This is a genomic window from Cupriavidus sp. FW306-1B-F12B, from assembly GCF_058781795.1.
On the sequence record NZ_JBYSXC010000010.1, the window covers coordinates 106,237 to 121,393 of the forward strand.

The 15,157-nt window shown below is 68.0% G+C and carries 15 protein-coding genes; 9 read left to right on the plus strand and 6 right to left on the minus strand.

The window, feature by feature from the left end:
- The first annotated feature begins 143 nt into the window (after window positions 1-143).
- A complete protein-coding gene (locus AC3WLE_RS18065) occupies window positions 144-1,043 on the plus strand; it encodes an alpha/beta fold hydrolase (protein ID WP_492356918.1) in 900 nt (299 codons plus the stop codon).
- A gap of 16 nt (window positions 1,044-1,059) precedes the next feature.
- Here the strand turns inward: AC3WLE_RS18065 and AC3WLE_RS18070 are convergent, their stop codons facing one another.
- Window positions 1,060-2,145, minus strand: coding sequence for an NAD(P)/FAD-dependent oxidoreductase (locus AC3WLE_RS18070; RefSeq protein ID WP_492320825.1), 1,086 nt, complete (start codon window positions 2,143-2,145; stop codon window positions 1,060-1,062).
- 174 nt (window positions 2,146-2,319) lie between these two features.
- On the opposite strand from AC3WLE_RS18070, the gene AC3WLE_RS18075 reads away from it, so the two are divergent.
- From AC3WLE_RS18075 to AC3WLE_RS18105, 7 genes are all read left to right on the plus strand, one after another.
- Entirely contained in the window at window positions 2,320-3,165 is an 846-nt protein-coding gene (locus tag AC3WLE_RS18075; RefSeq protein WP_492352995.1) for a 3',5'-nucleoside bisphosphate phosphatase, read from the plus strand.
- Between the two features lie 71 nt (window positions 3,166-3,236).
- The gene (locus AC3WLE_RS18080) at window positions 3,237-3,860 is read left to right on the plus strand and encodes an L-threonylcarbamoyladenylate synthase (RefSeq protein WP_492320823.1); all 624 of its coding nucleotides are present in this window, start codon (window positions 3,237-3,239) and stop codon (window positions 3,858-3,860) included.
- A gap of 79 nt (window positions 3,861-3,939) precedes the next feature.
- A complete protein-coding gene (locus AC3WLE_RS18085) occupies window positions 3,940-4,605 on the plus strand; it encodes a site-2 protease family protein (protein ID WP_492320822.1) in 666 nt (221 codons plus the stop codon).
- A 16-nt stretch (window positions 4,606-4,621) separates the two neighbouring features.
- Window positions 4,622-5,200: a class I SAM-dependent methyltransferase gene (locus tag AC3WLE_RS18090; RefSeq protein WP_492320821.1), complete on the plus strand. Its 579-nt coding sequence runs from the start codon at window positions 4,622-4,624 to the stop codon at window positions 5,198-5,200.
- 137 nt (window positions 5,201-5,337) lie between these two features.
- Window positions 5,338-6,222: a 4-hydroxy-tetrahydrodipicolinate synthase gene (gene dapA / locus AC3WLE_RS18095; RefSeq protein ID WP_010808980.1), complete on the plus strand. Its 885-nt coding sequence runs from the start codon at window positions 5,338-5,340 to the stop codon at window positions 6,220-6,222.
- Window positions 6,223-6,270: 48 nt separating this feature from the next.
- Window positions 6,271-7,503 (plus strand): NlpB/DapX family lipoprotein, encoded by a 1,233-nt coding sequence (gene bamC, locus AC3WLE_RS18100; protein ID WP_492320820.1) that lies wholly within the window; start codon window positions 6,271-6,273, stop codon window positions 7,501-7,503.
- Between the two features lie 67 nt (window positions 7,504-7,570).
- Window positions 7,571-8,359, plus strand: coding sequence for an MBL fold metallo-hydrolase (locus tag AC3WLE_RS18105; protein WP_492320819.1), 789 nt, complete (start codon window positions 7,571-7,573; stop codon window positions 8,357-8,359).
- Window positions 8,360-8,452: 93 nt separating this feature from the next.
- Here the strand turns inward: AC3WLE_RS18105 and AC3WLE_RS18110 are convergent, their stop codons facing one another.
- A complete protein-coding gene (locus tag AC3WLE_RS18110; protein ID WP_037024358.1) occupies window positions 8,453-8,689 on the minus strand; it encodes a hypothetical protein in 237 nt (78 codons plus the stop codon).
- Between the two features lie 199 nt (window positions 8,690-8,888).
- Window positions 8,889-10,094 carry a JmjC domain-containing protein gene (locus tag AC3WLE_RS18115; RefSeq protein WP_492320818.1) on the minus strand — a complete coding sequence of 402 codons (1,206 nt, stop codon included), beginning with the start codon at window positions 10,092-10,094 and terminating at the stop codon, window positions 8,889-8,891.
- A gap of 11 nt (window positions 10,095-10,105) precedes the next feature.
- On the opposite strand from AC3WLE_RS18115, the gene AC3WLE_RS18120 reads away from it, so the two are divergent.
- Window positions 10,106-10,633, plus strand: a complete 528-nt coding sequence (locus AC3WLE_RS18120; protein WP_026201125.1) for an FKBP-type peptidyl-prolyl cis-trans isomerase — start codon at window positions 10,106-10,108, stop codon at window positions 10,631-10,633.
- A gap of 68 nt (window positions 10,634-10,701) precedes the next feature.
- On the opposite strand, the gene AC3WLE_RS18125 is transcribed toward AC3WLE_RS18120, so the two are convergent.
- From AC3WLE_RS18125 to AC3WLE_RS18135, 3 genes are all read right to left on the minus strand, one after another.
- Window positions 10,702-11,751, minus strand: coding sequence for a hypothetical protein (locus tag AC3WLE_RS18125; RefSeq protein ID WP_492320976.1), 1,050 nt, complete (start codon window positions 11,749-11,751; stop codon window positions 10,702-10,704).
- On the minus strand, window positions 11,748-14,447 hold the full coding sequence (gene mutS, locus AC3WLE_RS18130) for a DNA mismatch repair protein MutS (protein ID WP_492320977.1): 2,700 nt from the start codon (window positions 14,445-14,447) through the stop codon (window positions 11,748-11,750). The genes AC3WLE_RS18125 and mutS overlap by 4 nt, the downstream gene beginning before the upstream one ends.
- A 234-nt stretch (window positions 14,448-14,681) precedes the next feature.
- The gene (locus AC3WLE_RS18135; protein ID WP_010808973.1) at window positions 14,682-15,116 is read right to left on the minus strand and encodes a universal stress protein; all 435 of its coding nucleotides are present in this window, start codon (window positions 15,114-15,116) and stop codon (window positions 14,682-14,684) included.
- Window positions 15,117-15,157 lie beyond the last annotated feature (41 nt).

The following is a 15,157-nucleotide window of genomic DNA, read 5'->3' on the forward strand; positions in this document are numbered from 1 at the left end:
CGCGGCCACGGCGCCCCCGGGATGGCGGCGACCGCTATAATGCGCACAAGCGAACGATCGTTCTATTTTGTGTGGGCTTCCCTCGCCAGCCCCCGTGGCGCCGCGCCCGGCGGCAGGAAGACCCGCGCGCAAGGGTGGAGACAATGACAATCAAGGAAACCTCGCGGTCTGAATTTATCACGTTGCGCGGGCTGCGCTACCACGTGCGCCACTGGGGCCAGCCCGGCGCGCGCAAGCTGTTCATGCTGCATGGCTGGATGGATGTGGCCGCGTCGTTCCAGTTCCTGGTCGACCACCTGCGCGGCGACTGGCATGTGATTGCGCCTGACTGGCGCGGGTTTGGCGAGACCGACTGGCCCACGCGCTACCCGGGCACGCAGTCGTACTGGTTCGCGGACTATATCGCCGACCTCGAGGCCTTGCTCGACCATTACGAGCCCGACGGCCAGGTCGACCTGGTCGGCCACAGCATGGGCGCCAACGTGATCTGCCTGTATGCCGGCATCCGCCCGCAGCGCGTGCGCCGCGTGGTAGACCTGGAGGGCTTCGGCATGACGGCGACGCGGCCGGTGCATGCACCGAAGCGCTATGCGCGCTGGCTCGACGAACTGCGCACCGGCTCGGCGCTGAAGACGTATGACAGCATGGACGGCGTCGCTGCCCGGCTGCAGAAGACCAACCCGCGCCTGCCCGACGACCGTGCCGCCTTCCTGGCCGCGCACTGGTCGCGACGCAATGCGGAGGGCCGCTGGGAGATCCTGGGAGATCCGGCGCACAAGCTGGTCAACCCGATGCTGTACCGGCTCGATGAGGTGATGGCGATCTGGGAGCAGGTCAGCGCGCCAGTGCTGCATGTGGAAGCGCGCGATTCTGAAACGCTGCGCAATATCGCCCACAAGCAGGCCATCGACGAATTCAAGGAGCGCTTCCGCGCCTTCCGCGACTTCCGTGAAGCGATGGTCGATGACGCCGGCCACATGCTGCATCACGACCAGCCCGCCGCGGTGGCGGAGCTGGTGGAATCGTTCTGCAGCGCGGTGTGAGCGCTGGCGCCGCCGCTCAGGCGTGCGTCAGCTTTTCCTTCAGCGCGGCGTTGTTGCTGGTGTGCACGTGCACCAGCGCCTTTTCCGGGAAGGCGTAGTGGTAGGCGCGGCGCAATGCCAGCGCGGCCTCGTGGAAGCCTGACAGGATCAGCTTCTGCTTGTTGGTGTAGTAGGCGATATCGCCCGCGGCAAAGATGCCGCGGCGCGAGCTTTCATAAGTGGTGGTGTCGACCAGGATGCGGCCGGCGCGCATGTCCATGTCCCACTGCGCGATCGGGCCCGGCTCGGACACCAGGCCGTACAGCGCCACCAGTTCATCGGTGGGCAGCACCGTGCTGCCGTCGCGGGTGCGCACCTCGACCTCGGTCAGCGGGCCGTCCTGGCCTTCGGTGCGCAGGGCGCCGAGCATGCCGACCACGAAATCCATCTCGCCGGCCGCCACTGCCTCGCGCATTTCCGCGACGGTGCCGTCGGCCGCGCGGAAGCCTTCGCGCCGGTGCACCAGCGCCACGCGCGCGGCCACCTTGCGCAGCGCCAGCGCCCAGTCCAGCGCCGAGTCGCCGCCGCCGGCCACCACCACGCGCTTGCCGGCAAAGCGCGACACATCGCGCACGGCGTAGTGCACGTGGCGGCCTTCCAGTGCCGGCGCTTCCGGCAGCGATACACGCTGCGGCGCAAACGCGCCCGCGCCGGCGCAGATCAGCACCGCGGCGACATCGAAGCGCTTGCCGCCGTCAGTGGTGACCAGCAGGCGCTCATGGGCGGCATGCCCGTCAGGTGCCGGCTGCCGCGGGATTTCGGACAGGCTTTCCGCGCGCTGGCCGAAGTGCATCGGGAAATCGAACGGCGCGCATTGCTCCAGCAGCCGGTCGACCAGGTCCTGCGCCAGGCAGCCCGGCACGGCGGGGATGTCGTAGATCGGTTTTTCAGGATAGAGCTCGGTGCACTGGCCGCCGGCGCGGTCGAGCACATCGATCAGCTCGCATCTGAGGCCGAGCACGCCGGCCTGGAACGCGGCAAAGAGCCCGACCGGGCCGGCGCCCACGATCAGGACATCGGTGGTGGTGACGGGGGCTGGTGCGAGGGGGGTAGCGGTGGACATTGGGCATGGCGGGCACGCCAGGTGCCCGCAAAAATGACAGTGCAAGGCCCGACTATACCCCGCACATCGCCCGTTTCCGCCCACGCCAGCGTTGCCGGCAGGGCTTTGGCATGGTGGCTTTCCAGGGGGCGCCGGCGTCACGCATGGAGGGGGCGACGGGAGTAGAATGGCCCCATGCAAAACGCCCACGCCATCAATGCCGACCTGCATTGCCATTCCACCGTGTCCGACGGCACGCTGGCGCCGCGCGCCATCGCGGAAATCGCCCGCGACGCGGGGGTCGCGTTCTGGGCCCTGACCGACCACGACGAACTGGGCGGGCAGGCCGAGGCGCGTGCCGCGGCCGAGGAGTTCGGCATGCGCTATGTGCCGGGCGTGGAGATCTCGGTGACCTGGGCCGGGCAGACCGTGCACATCGTCGGCCTGCAGATCGACCCGCACTGCCCGGAACTGATCGACGGCCTGACCGATACCCGCTCGGGCCGCGCGCGCCGCGCGCGCGATATTGCCGACGCGCTGGCAAAAGTGGGCATCACCGGCGCCTATGAAGGGGCGCTGCAGCACGTGGGCAACCCGGACCTGATCTCGCGCACGCACTTTGCGCGCTGGCTGGTCGACCAGGGCCGTTGCGCCACCGTGGGCGAGGTCTTCAGCGAGTACCTGTCGGAAGGCCGCCCCGGCTATGTCGGCCACCGCTGGGCCAGCCTGGCCGACGCAGTCGGCTGGATCCGCGCCGCCGGCGGCATCGCCGTGATGGCGCACCCGGGCCGCTACAATTACACCGATACCCAGCACGACGCGCTGTTCGATGAATTCACCGCCCTGGGCGGTGGCGCCGTCGAGGTCGTGACTGGCAGCCACACGCCCGACCAGTACCGCCGCTATGCCGCGGTGGCCCGCCACTACGGGCTGCTGGCCTCGCGCGGCTCGGATTTCCACGGCCCCGGCGAAGGGCGCGTCGAGCTGGGCAAGCTGCCGCCGCTGCCGCCGACGGTGACGCCGGTCTGGCACGACTGGTAGGCGCAAGCCCGGCCTGGCCGGGGTACCCCCCAGATTCCGCTCCGATCTGTCTGAATCCGCCACCCTGGTCCATGTCACAGTACTTCGAGATCCATCCGCTCAATCCGCAGTCGCGCCTGGTCAAGCAGGCCGCCCAGATCCTGCAGAAGGGCGGCCTGATTGCGCTGCCGACCGATTCCAGCTATGCGCTGGCCTGCCGGCTCGACGACAAGGCCGCCGTCGAGCGCCTGCGCCGGCTGCGCGGTATCGATGACCGCCACCACCTGACGCTGATGTGCCGCGACCTGTCCGAGCTCGGCAACTTTGCCCGCGTCGACAACCGGCAGTACCGCTGGCTCAAGGGCGCCACGCCGGGCCCGTACGTGTTCATCCTGGAAGCGACCAAGGAGGTGCCGCGGCGGCTGTCGCACCCGGCGCGCAAGACCATCGGCGTGCGCGTGCCTGAACACGCGATTCCGCTGGCGTTGCTGGGCGAGACCGGCGAGCCGCTGATCTCGGCCACGCTGCAGATGCCGGGCGACGAAGAGCCGCTCAACGACCCGGCGGAAATCCGCGCGCGGCTGGAGAAGCAGCTTGACCTGGTGGTGTGCGGCGGCCCGGCGCCGGCGCAGCCGACCACGGTGATCGACCTGACCAGCGGCGAGCCCGAACTGATCCGCGCGGGCCGCGGCGACGTCGAGCGCTTCGGGCTCTGAGTTCCCCGGGCGCTGCCACCCCGCCTGGCGGGTGCACGAGCGTGCGCCTGGGCGGCGCCGGGCCGTTACAATAGGGACCATGGATTCCTCCCTTATCCAGACCTTCGCGGTCTATGCCCTGCCGGTGCTGTTCGCCATCACGCTGCATGAGGCCTCGCACGGCTACGTGGCCAAGCTTTTCGGCGACGACACGGCCTATGCGCTCGGGCGCGTCAGCCTGAACCCGATCCGCCATATCGATCCGATCGGCACCATCGCGGTGCCGCTGCTGCTCTATATCATGACCAGCGGCCAGTTCGTGTTCGGCTATGCCAAGCCGGTGCCGGTGGCGTTCGAGCGCCTGCGCAACCCGCGCTGGCACGGCATGTGGGTGGCGCTGGCCGGGCCGGCCAGCAATGTGGTGCAGGCCTTCGTCTGGGTGCTGCTGGCCATCGGCCTGACCTGGGGCGGCGTGCGCGAGCCGTTTTTCGGCGAGATGGCGCTGGCGGGCGTGCGCGTCAACCTGGTGGTGGCGGCCTTCAACCTGTTCCCGGTGCCGCCGCTGGACGGCGGCCGCGTGCTGACCGCGCTGCTGCCGCAGGGCATTGCCCGCGCGGTGTCGCGCATCGAGCCGTACGGCATCTTCGTGGTGCTGGCGCTGGTGGCCGCTGGCGTGATCACCACGATCTGGATGACGCCGGTGGTCAATGTGCTGATGTCGCTGATCGAGCTAATGCTGCGCCCGATCGTGATGCTGCTGCAGTGACGTGCCGGGGAACGCCATGACGCTATCGCATGCCGGGCTTTCGGCCCCCTCCCCCTGGGTTGCCCGCTGGGCCCACCTGCTGCGCCCCGGCGCGCGGGTGCTGGACCTGGCCTGCGGCAGCGGCCGCCATGCCGCCTGGCTGGCGGCGCGCGGCCACACGGTGCTGGCCGTCGACCGCGACGCCGAGGCCATCGCCGGCCTGCCGGCCGGCGTGACCGGCCGGGTGGCCGACCTGGAGCAGGGCGCCTGGCCGCTGGCCGGCGAGGCGCCGTTCGACGCCATCGTCGTCACCAATTACCTGCACCGGCCGCTGTGGCCGCACCTGGCGGCGGCGCTGGCGCCCGGCGGCATGTGGATTTATGAAACCTTTGCCGCGGGCAATGAAACCGTCGGCAAGCCGTCGCGGCCGGATTTCCTGCTGCGGCCGGGCGAATTGCTCGAAGTGGCGCGCCAGCATGGCCTGCGCGTGGTCGCCTATGAGGATGGCCTGGTCGAAGTGCCGAAAACAGCCTTCGTGCAGCGGATATGTGCGGTGCGCGAGGCGGCTGCCGGCGCCGATGCGCCCGCGCCGGCACGCTACCGGCTCGACGTCTGAGCCAGGCACGGCGCTGTCGGCGAGAATGCCGCTGCACACGTTGAAACAGTTGGTATCAACCCCTGTCCGGGCGGCGGTCGAAGCGGCCTGCGGTTCCGGTACAATCCCGTTATTCGCATCCCGAATTCCTTAACGTTATGACACAGATTACCGGCAGCATTGTCGCCATCGTTACCCCGATGCATGAAGACGGCAGCCTGGACTTCCCGGCCCTGCGCGCACTGGTCGACTGGCACGTGGCCGAAGGCACCGACGGCATCGTGATCGTGGGCACCACCGGCGAGTCCCCGACAGTTTCCGTCGAGGAGCACTGCGAACTGATCCGCGTTGCCGTGGAACAGGCCGGCAAGCGCATCCCGATCATCGCGGGCACCGGCGGCAACTCCACCAAGGAGGCCATCGAGCTGACCGCCTTCGCCAAGAAGGTGGGCGCCGATGCGTCGCTGCAGGTCGTGCCGTACTACAACAAGCCGACCCAGGAAGGCATGTACCGGCATTTCCGCACCATCGCCGAAGCGGTGGAGCTGCCGGTGCTGCTGTACAACGTGCCGGGCCGTACGGTCGCGGACATGAACAACGAGACCATCCTGCGCCTGGCGCAGGTGCCGGGCATCGTCGGCGTCAAGGAAGCGACGGGCAATATCGACCGCGCCGCGCAGCTGATCAAGGACGCGCCGGAAGGCTTTGCCATCTACAGCGGCGACGACCCCACCGCGGTTGCGCTGATCCTGCTGGGCGGCCACGGTAATATCTCGGTCACCGCCAACGTGGCACCGCGCAAGATGCACGAGATGTGCGTTGCGGCGCTCAAGGGCGACGTCGTCACCGCGCGCCGCCTGCACATGGAGCTGATCGGGCTGAACAAGGCCATGTTCATCGAGGCCAACCCGATCCCGGTCAAGTGGGCGCTCCAGCAGATGGGCAGGATGGAAGGCGGTATCCGCCTGCCGCTGACCCCTCTGTCCGAGGCCAACCACGACTATGTACGCAAGGCACTGGCCGCCGCCGGCCTGCTGGCCTGATCTTTCGCGGCGTCCTGCTGTCGCACCACCTACTAGGATTGCGTGTCAATGAAACTGAAGCTTAACCGCCGCGGCGCGACGCAAGTCCGCCGCGCCGCCCTGGTTGTGCCCGTGCTCGCCGCTGGCGTGATCACCGGCTGCAGCAGCATCAACGAAGCGATGCAGCCGGACAAGATCGACTACAAGTCGTCGGCCTCGAAGCGCACGCCTACGCTGGATATCCCGCCCGACCTGACCAAGCTGGAGGGCGATCGCCGCTATTCGGTGCCCGATGCGAACGGCACCTCGACGCTGTCGACGTACAGCCAGGCCACCAAGGTGCGCGAGCAATCCCCGAGCGAGAACGTGCTGCCCTCCGCCCAGGGCATCCGCATGGAGCGCGACGGCAACCAGCGCTGGCTGGTGATCAGCAACGGCATGCGCGGCGACCAGCTGTGGCAGCAGCTGCGCGGCTTCTGGCAGGAAAGCGGTTTCCTGCTGGTGCAGGACTCGCCCGAGACCGGCATCATGGAAACCGACTGGGCCGAGAACCGCGCCAAGATCCCGCAGGACATCATCCGCAACACCATCGGCAAGGTCTTCGACGGCCTGTACTCGACCTCGGAGCGCGACAAGTTCCGCACCCGCGTCGAGCGTTCGCAGAACGGCACGCTGGAGGTCTTCATCAGCCACCGCGGTGCGCAGGAGCAGCTGACCGGCATCGACAAGTCGAGCACGGTCTGGACTCCGCGTCCGGCCGATCCAGAGCTGGAAGCCGAATTCCTGTCGCGCCTGGCCCAGCGGCTGGGCGTGCAGAAGGAACAGGCCGACCGCATGGCCAAGAACCCGGCGGCGGCGGGCAATACCGCAGCCGCTTCGGGCACGGCCGCCGCTGCCGGCACCGCGGCCGCCGCTGGTGCCGATGGCGCCGCGCCGGCCAAGTCGTACCTGGCCCAGGTCAACGGCGCCCCGGCGCTGCAGCTGCCCGAGCCGTTCGACCGCGCCTGGCGCTCGGTCGGCCTGTCGCTGGACCGCGTGAACTTCACGGTTGAAGACCGCGACCGCGGCCAGGGCCTGTACTACGTGCGCTATGTCGACCCGCGCACCGTTGCCGACAGCCGTGGCTTCTTCTCCAAGCTGTTCACCAAGCCGGAAGATTCCAAGACCGCCAAGAAGTATCGCGTGTCGCTCAAGGGCACGGGCAGCGGCACGCTGGTGACGGTGCTCAACGATGCCGGCCAGCCTGAGAACGGCGAAATCGGCAAGCGCATCCTGTCGCTGATCGACGAGCAACTGCACTGAGCCGGCGCATGACTGCTGGCATGCCAGCCGGCCGTCCTGGCCGGTGCCTGGCGGGGAGGGCGCGGCCATGATGCGCTTCGCCTTCCTCGGCAGCGGCAGCGAGGGCAACTCGCTGCTGATCGAATCCCGCGAAGGCACCACCACCACGCGCGTGCTGCTCGACTGCGGCTTCGGCATCCGCGAGACCGCCCGGCGCCTGGAGCGCCTGGGCGTCGCGCCGGACCAGCTCGACGCCGTGCTGGTGACGCACGAGCATGGCGACCACGTCGGCTCGGCCTACGCCTTTGCTGCCCGCCACCGCCTGGCGGTGTACACCAGCCACGGCACCTGGCTGGCGACCTCGCACCTGCGCGGCGCCGATGCGGCCGACGTGCGCGTCTGCGGCGCCGACCATGCCTTTGCCATCGCCGGACTGCAGGTGCTGCCGTACACCGTGCCGCACGATGCGCGCGAGCCGCTGCAGTTCGTCTTGTCGGACGGGCAGGCAAGGCTAGGCGTGTTGACCGATGCAGGCATGGAGACGCCTTACGTGACGGCGCGCCTGGCAGGCGTGGATGCGCTGGTGCTGGAATGCAACCATGACCGCGAGATGCTGCGCAATTCGGTCTATCCGGCTTCGCTGAAGCGGCGCATCGGCGGGGACTTCGGCCACCTGGCCAATGAAGTGGCGGCCAGTATCCTGGCGCAAGTTGCCCATACCGGCCTGAACCGCGTGGTCGCGGCCCACCTCAGCAAGCAGAACAATACGCGTGACCTGGCAACGGGGGCGCTGGCAATGGCATTGGGTGCGTTGCCGTCCGAGGTGCTGGTGGCAGACCAGGACGAGGGCCTGGACTGGCAGGCGGTGCGCGCCTGAGGGATGCGTGGATTCAGCAGGGCGCAGTGCGGTAGCGGCGCCCAAATAAAAAAACCGGCCCGAAGGCCGGTTTTTTCATCGGTCAGGAACCGATTACTGCTTGGCAGCCGGAGCCGAAGCGTCAGCAGCCGGAGCCGAAGCGTCAGCAGCCGGAGCGGCAGCAGCCGGAGCGGCCGGGGCTTCAGCAGCGGGAGCCGAAGCTTCAGCAGCCGGAGCGGCAGCGGCCGGAGCAGCCGTGTCAGCGGCCGGAGCGGCAGCTTCTTCCTTCTTGCCGCAAGCGGCGAGAGCAACAGCGGCCAGCAGCGATGCGATCAGGAGAGACTTCTTCATTTTTCGTCCTTTAACTTGTAATAACGGAAAACAGGCGATGAATAATTACCGGTAATTATCGCTCTTGAACTGCAAAATAGAGGCCCTCCCGGGTCCCGACATATGCAATGGTCCACAGTACTAGCCAGCCAACGATTATATCCGCGTTTTCCCGGCTTGTGTAGCGCCGAAATTTACTGATTCGCAATGTTACGCATTATTACAGCCGCGGACCCAATTGCAGCCATCCTTCCAGCGTCCAGTGATGGAAAGTTTCCATCAGATCGGGTAGGCCCGCGCAAGCCGCAACATCTTCGCTACTAAGCTGCCGATAATCGGCCAACTTTTTCAGCCACTGCATCAGTTCGGCCGGCGGCTCGTAGGCTTCTCCATTGAGGAAGAAATTCGCGCGGTCGTAAAGCGCAATCGATGCCGATGGCAGTACTACACCATGGCGGGCCGCCAGTGTCGCATAACGGCGCAACGGCATGTCAGGTATCTCTGCAAATTCAACGCCAGGTTTGGGTTCGGACAGATGGCTGCCGAGGAATTCAGACACCATCTGGCTATTCCATTGCAACGCCTTGAGCCGCTCGGCGACTGCCTTGGTCATGCCGGCCGGCAACTGCGCGGGCCGCGTGGCGGCGCGCTCGCCGGCGTCGGCATAACGGCCGCCGAGGTCTTCGTTGTCTTCAACCGTTTCAGACAGCCAGGCCAGGAAATGCCCGGCCAGCTCGCGGTAGGCCGGCGCGCGGAAGCCGATCGAGCAGGTCATGCATTCACCCTCGGCAATGCCATCGTGCGCATATTGCGGCGGCAGGTAGAGCATGTCGCCGGGTTCGAGCACCCATTCCTGTTCCGCGTTGAAGTCGGCGAGGATCTTCAGCGGCATGTCCGGGATCAGCTCAAGGCTGGTCTGCGACGAAATGCGCCAGCGGCGCCGGCCCGAGACTTGCAGCAGGAACACATCGTAGGAGTCGAAATGCGGGCCCACGCCGCCGCCGTCGGTGGCGTAGCTGATCATCAGGTCGTCCAGGCGCGCGTCGGGCACGAAACGGAAGCGGCCCATCAGTTCCGCCGCGGCGGCGTCGTGCAGATTTACCCCTTGCACCAGCAGGGTCCACTGGCGGGCCTTGACGCCGGGCAGGTTTTCGCGCGCAAATGGGCCATGCGCGAGTTTCCAGCGGTTACGGAAGTGCGTCACCAGGCGCGATTCGACGTCATCGCTGTCGGCCAGGTCGAAAAGAGCCTCGCGCGACACAGGCGGCACGATTCCGGGTACTGCCTGTCGAATCAGCAGGGGCTTGCGATGCCAGATATCCCGCATGAATGCAGCAGGCGTCATGCCACCAAGCAGGTCGAGCGGAGTGTCTGGATCGACGGGGCCAGGGGGCAGGGCCTGCGCGTATAATGCGGAATCGTTCATGGAGTCAAGAATTGAAAATCGCTAAGAATACTGTGGTGTCCGTGATGTACAAGCTGTCGGACGCGCAAGGCAATCTGATCGAGGAGTCAGATGAAGCCATGGTTTATTTGCACGGCGGGTATGATGGCACGTTCCCCAAGATCGAGGAAGCGCTCGACGGTCATGACGCGGGCTTCGAGACCCAACTGCAGCTGGAGCCGGAAGACGCGTTCGGCGACTATGACGCCGATATGGTGAAGGTCGAGCCGCGCAACCGCTTCCCCGAGCCGCTGGAAGTCGGCATGCAGTTCGAAGGCATGCCCGAAGATGGCGACGAAGAGGACTCCGTCATCTACACCGTGACCGACGTGGCCGAGGACAAGGTCGTGCTGGATGGCAACCATCCGCTGGCCGGCATGGCGCTGCGCTTCTGGCTGAAGGTCTCCGAAGTCCGCGAGGCCACCGCCGAGGAAATCGAGCACGGCCACGCCCATGGCGCCTCGGGCGTTGAAGTCGTCGATGAGGACGAGGACGACGACACGCCGCGCACGCTGCACTGATCGTATTTCCGCACCCGAAGAAAAAGCCGGCCGCAGCCGGCTTTTTCGTTGTCGGCCGGCAAGCGGTCTCAGCGCGGTGCCGGTGCGTCCCTGAGCATGACCGCGAACGGTGAGGCCGCGCCAGGCGTGATCACCAGCTCGGCCCATTGCGAGACCGTGTTGGCGGGCAGTGACACGCGCGTGAAGTTCTGCATGACCTTGCCGGCCGCATCGCGCAGCGGCTTGTCGATGCCGAAGCCGTTGTCGGCCCCGTTGGCCCCGTTTCCGCCCGCATGCACCAGCAGCACCTGGCCGCGGAAACGACCGGCCAGCTCGCGCAGCTGGCGCTTGAATTCCAGGTAGCCATCGCGGGTGCGGTGGCGCATGAAGCCGTCCAGCAGCGTCGGGCGGCCTTTCTTCTCCCAGCCGTTGGCAAAATGCGGGTCGGCGTGGACCACCACCACGATGCCGTTCAGGTCGCGTTGCCGCGCCACCGAGAACGCGCGCGCCAGCCACTGGCGGTTGGCTTCGCGCCGGTCCTCGAACTCGCCGTTGCGCCCGCCTTCGTTGCGGTAGTGGTTGTTGTCGCCAGGCAGGTTCATGCCGACGAGCAGGATATCGCCCACCTCCATGCGCATGTTCTCGCGGAAGCTGCGGAACAGCGCCTGGTCCGATTGCCGCAGCAGCGGCCGCGGATGCCGGCCGAGCGTGGCGTCCTCGGGGAAGAACAGCTCACGCAGCCGGTTCAGGCGCTCGACCGCGTCAAAGCCGCCGTTGACCGGCAGCCGGCATTCGGACCAGTCGGTCTCGCCGGGCACGTAGACCAGCGGCAGCGGCGACTGGTCCAGCAGTTGCTGGCGGTTGCCCAGCACCACATCGCTGCACGATTCCGTATCGCCCTTGATGCCGCCGGCATGAATGACCAGGTCCAGCTTGCGCTCGCCGAAGTAGTCGAGCAGCGCTGCCGCGTTGGCCTCCGCGGCCGGCCACTGGGGCAGGTCGGCGATCAGCGCGATGCGCGTCAGCTTTGGCCTGGCCGGTGTCTTGCTGGCGCGGCCCGCGGGCGCGGCCGATGCCATGCCGGCCGTGCAAAGCAGCGGCAGCAGCATGGCAAGCAGGGCACGGCGTGCAGCGTTCATGCGGCGTCGAGCGCCTCGCCTGCCAGTGCCTTGAGCCGGTACAGCGCCTCCAGCGCGGCGCGCGGCGTCAGGGTGTCGGGGTCCAGGTCGGCCAGCGCATCGACCAGCGCGGCCTGTTCGGGTGCCAGCGCGGGCGCCAGCGGCGCGGGCACGGCCGCCGGGGCGGCGCCGAAGTCGTCCTCGTCGTCCTCCGGCGTTGGCGGTGCCGCGAACAGGTCCAGCTGCGGCGTCGGCGTGGCGTCGGCCGATTGCTGCTCCAGCCAGGCCAGGTGCTTGCGCGCGGCGCGGATCACCGGCTGCGGCACGCCGGCCAGCTGCGCTACCTGCAGGCCGTAGCTCTGGCTGGCGGGGCCGTCCTGCACCGCGTGCAGGAAGACAATGCCATCGCCATGCTCGACCGCCGACAGGTGCACGTTGGCTGCCTGCGGGAACTCTTGCGGCAGTTGCGTCAGCTCGAAGTAATGCGTGGCGAAGAGGGTGTGGCTGCGGTTGTGCGACAGCAGGTGGCGCGCGATCGCCCAGGCCAGCGCCAGCCCGTCGAAGGTCGACGTGCCGCGCCCGATCTCGTCCATCAGCACCAGTGAAGCCGGGGTCGCGTGGTGCAGGATGCCGGCGGCCTCGGTCATCTCGACCATGAAGGTGGAGCGGCCGCCCGCGAGGTCATCGGCGGCGCCGATGCGGGTAAAGATGCGGTCGATCGGCCCGATCACCGCGCGCCGCGCCGGCACGTAGGCGCCCACGCAGGCCAGCAGCACGATCAGCGCGGTCTGGCGCATGAAGGTCGACTTGCCGCCCATGTTCGGGCCGGTGATCAGCAAGAGCTTGCGCGCTTCATTGAGCTGGCAGTCGTTGGCGATGAAAGCCACCGACTCGGCCGCGAGCTGGCCTTCGACCACCGGGTGGCGGCCCTGCACGATGTCGACCACGTTCTCGGCGACGCGCTCAGGCGCGGACCAGTCCAGCGTCTGCGCGCGCTCGGCCAGCGCCGTCAGCACGTCCAGGCGCGCCAGCGCGGCGGCCACCCGCTGCAGCTCGCCGATATGCGGCAGCAGCGCCTGCAGCAGGCCGTCGTAGAGCTGCTTTTCGCGCGCGAGCGCGCGATCCTGTGCCGACAGCGCCTTGTCCTCGAAGGCCTTCAGCTCAGGCGTGATGTAGCGCTCGGCATTCTTCAGCGTCTGGCGGCGGCGGTAGTCGTCGGGCACCTTGTCGGCCTGGCCGTTGGTGACCTCGATATAGAAGCCATGCACGCGGTTGAACTCGACGCGCAGGTTGGCAATGCCGGTGCGGGCGCGTTCGCGCGTTTCGAGGTCGATCAGGAACTGGCCGCAGTTCTCGGAGATGTCGCGCAGTTCATCCAGTCCGGCATCGTAGCCGCGCGCGATCACGCCGCCGTCGCGCACCACGGTGGCCGGCTCTTCGGCCACGGCGCGCACCAGCAGGTCCAGGCAGTCCTGCGGCACGGCCAGGTCGTGCAGGGTCTGCGCCAGCAAGGTGCTGCCCTGGTCATCGCGGATGCAGGCCTGCACGTCCGGCAGCGCGCGCAAGGTGTCGCGCAGCGAGGACAGGTCGCGCGGCCGCGCATTGAGCAGCGCCAGCCGCGAGGTGATGCGCTCGACGTCGGCCAGCCGGCGCAGCGCCGTGCGCAGGGCATCGGTGCCCTGGTCGATCAGCACGCCGATGGCCTGCTGGCGTGCCTGCGGCAGCGCCGGGTCGCGCAGCGGGTGGTGCAGCCAGTGGCGCAGCGCGCGGCTGCCCATCGCCGTGCAGCAGGTGTCCAGCAGCGAGAACAGTGTCGGCGACTCGCCGCCGCGCAGGGTCTCGGTCAGTTCCAGGTTGCGCCGCGTGGCGGAATCCAGGCCGACGTACTCCGATTCGCGCTCGACCTTCACGCCCTGCACATGGCGCAGCGACTGGCCCTGCGTGGTCGCGGCGTAGTTCAGCAGCGCGCCGGCCGCGCCCAGCGCGGCACCCAGCCCGGCACAGCCGAACGGGTCCAGGCTGGCCACGCCCAGCTGCTCGCGCAGCCGGCGCGTGCCGGCGTCCTGGTCGAAATGCCATTCGGGCAGGCGGGTCCGCGCGCACGCCAGCGCGGGCAACTCGATGCCATCGGCATACAGCAGCTCGGCCGGGCGGATGCGCTCCAGCTCGCGACCCAGTTGTGCCGCTTCGCATTCCATCAGGCGCAGCTCGCCGCTGGCCAGGTTCAGCCACGCCAGCCCGGTCTTGCTGACGCCGCGGCGCGTGGTCTGCTGGTGCACCGCCATCAGGAAGGTATCGGCCTTGTCCGGCAGCAGCGCGGCATCGGTCAGCGTGCCCGGGGTGACGATGCGCACCACCTTGCGTTCCACCGGCCCCTTGCTGGTGGCCGGGTCGCCGATCTGCTCGCAGATCGCCACGGATTCGCCCAGCTTCACCAGGCGCGCCAGGTACTGGTCCGCGGAATGGAAGGGAATGCCGGCCATGCGGATCGGCACCCCGTTGGAGGCGCCGCGCGCGGTCAGCGTGATGTCGAGCAGGCGCGCGGCCTTTTCGGCATCGTCGTGGAAGAGTTCGTAGAAGTCACCCATGCGGTAGAACAGCAGGGTGTCGGGGTGGTCTGCCTTGATGCGGAGATATTGTTGCATCATGGGCGTGTGGCGGCTCGCGGACGAATCTGCCTGTGCCTGTTCCGGGTCGGTTTTTTTCTGCAATCCCATTGCCATTTAGCCTGTCTGGCGGTGGGCCTGCGTGATGCCGCCCGCTCCGCTCGGATCGCCGCCTTGCGCAAGCCGGATGGCGGCCGCGCGGGGCGTCCGGGCGGTCATCCGGCGGCCTGGGGCCGGGGCGCGAAGGGGCGTTTTCGAATATGGGCGATATGGTACAGCACGGGGCAGCGGTTGCCGCGCCGCGCGGGCCGGATCTGGCCCGGCGGCGGGGTCAGCGGCGTGCCGTCAGCGGAACACCAGCACCGGCACGTCGCTGTGGGTCAGCACCTTCTGCGTCTCGCTGCCCAGCAGCAGGCCGCTGATGCCCTTGCGGCCGTGCGAGGCCATGAAGATGACATCGCAACCGAGGTCCCGGGCAGCGTTGATGATGCCGTGATACGGGGCGCTGGCGGCCGAGACGTGGCCCGCGCACGGGACGCCGGCCATTGCCGCCGCGGCCTCGATCTTGACCAGTTCCTGGCGCGCCAGTGCTTCCACGCGTTGCTGGAATACCTCGCGCCTCTCATGGGTGCTGTCGCTGCCCACCATGTAGGGATAGGTCTCCACGCACATGTAGGGCGTCAGGCGCGCGGAGGCGGTGCGGGCAAACTGGATGGCGGCGGACACGGCCTTGTGGGAAAGCTCGGAACCGTCGACGGGCAGCAGGATGTGCTTGAACATAGGGGCCTTGGTAAAGGGGAAAACGGAAGAAGTGCGGGAGT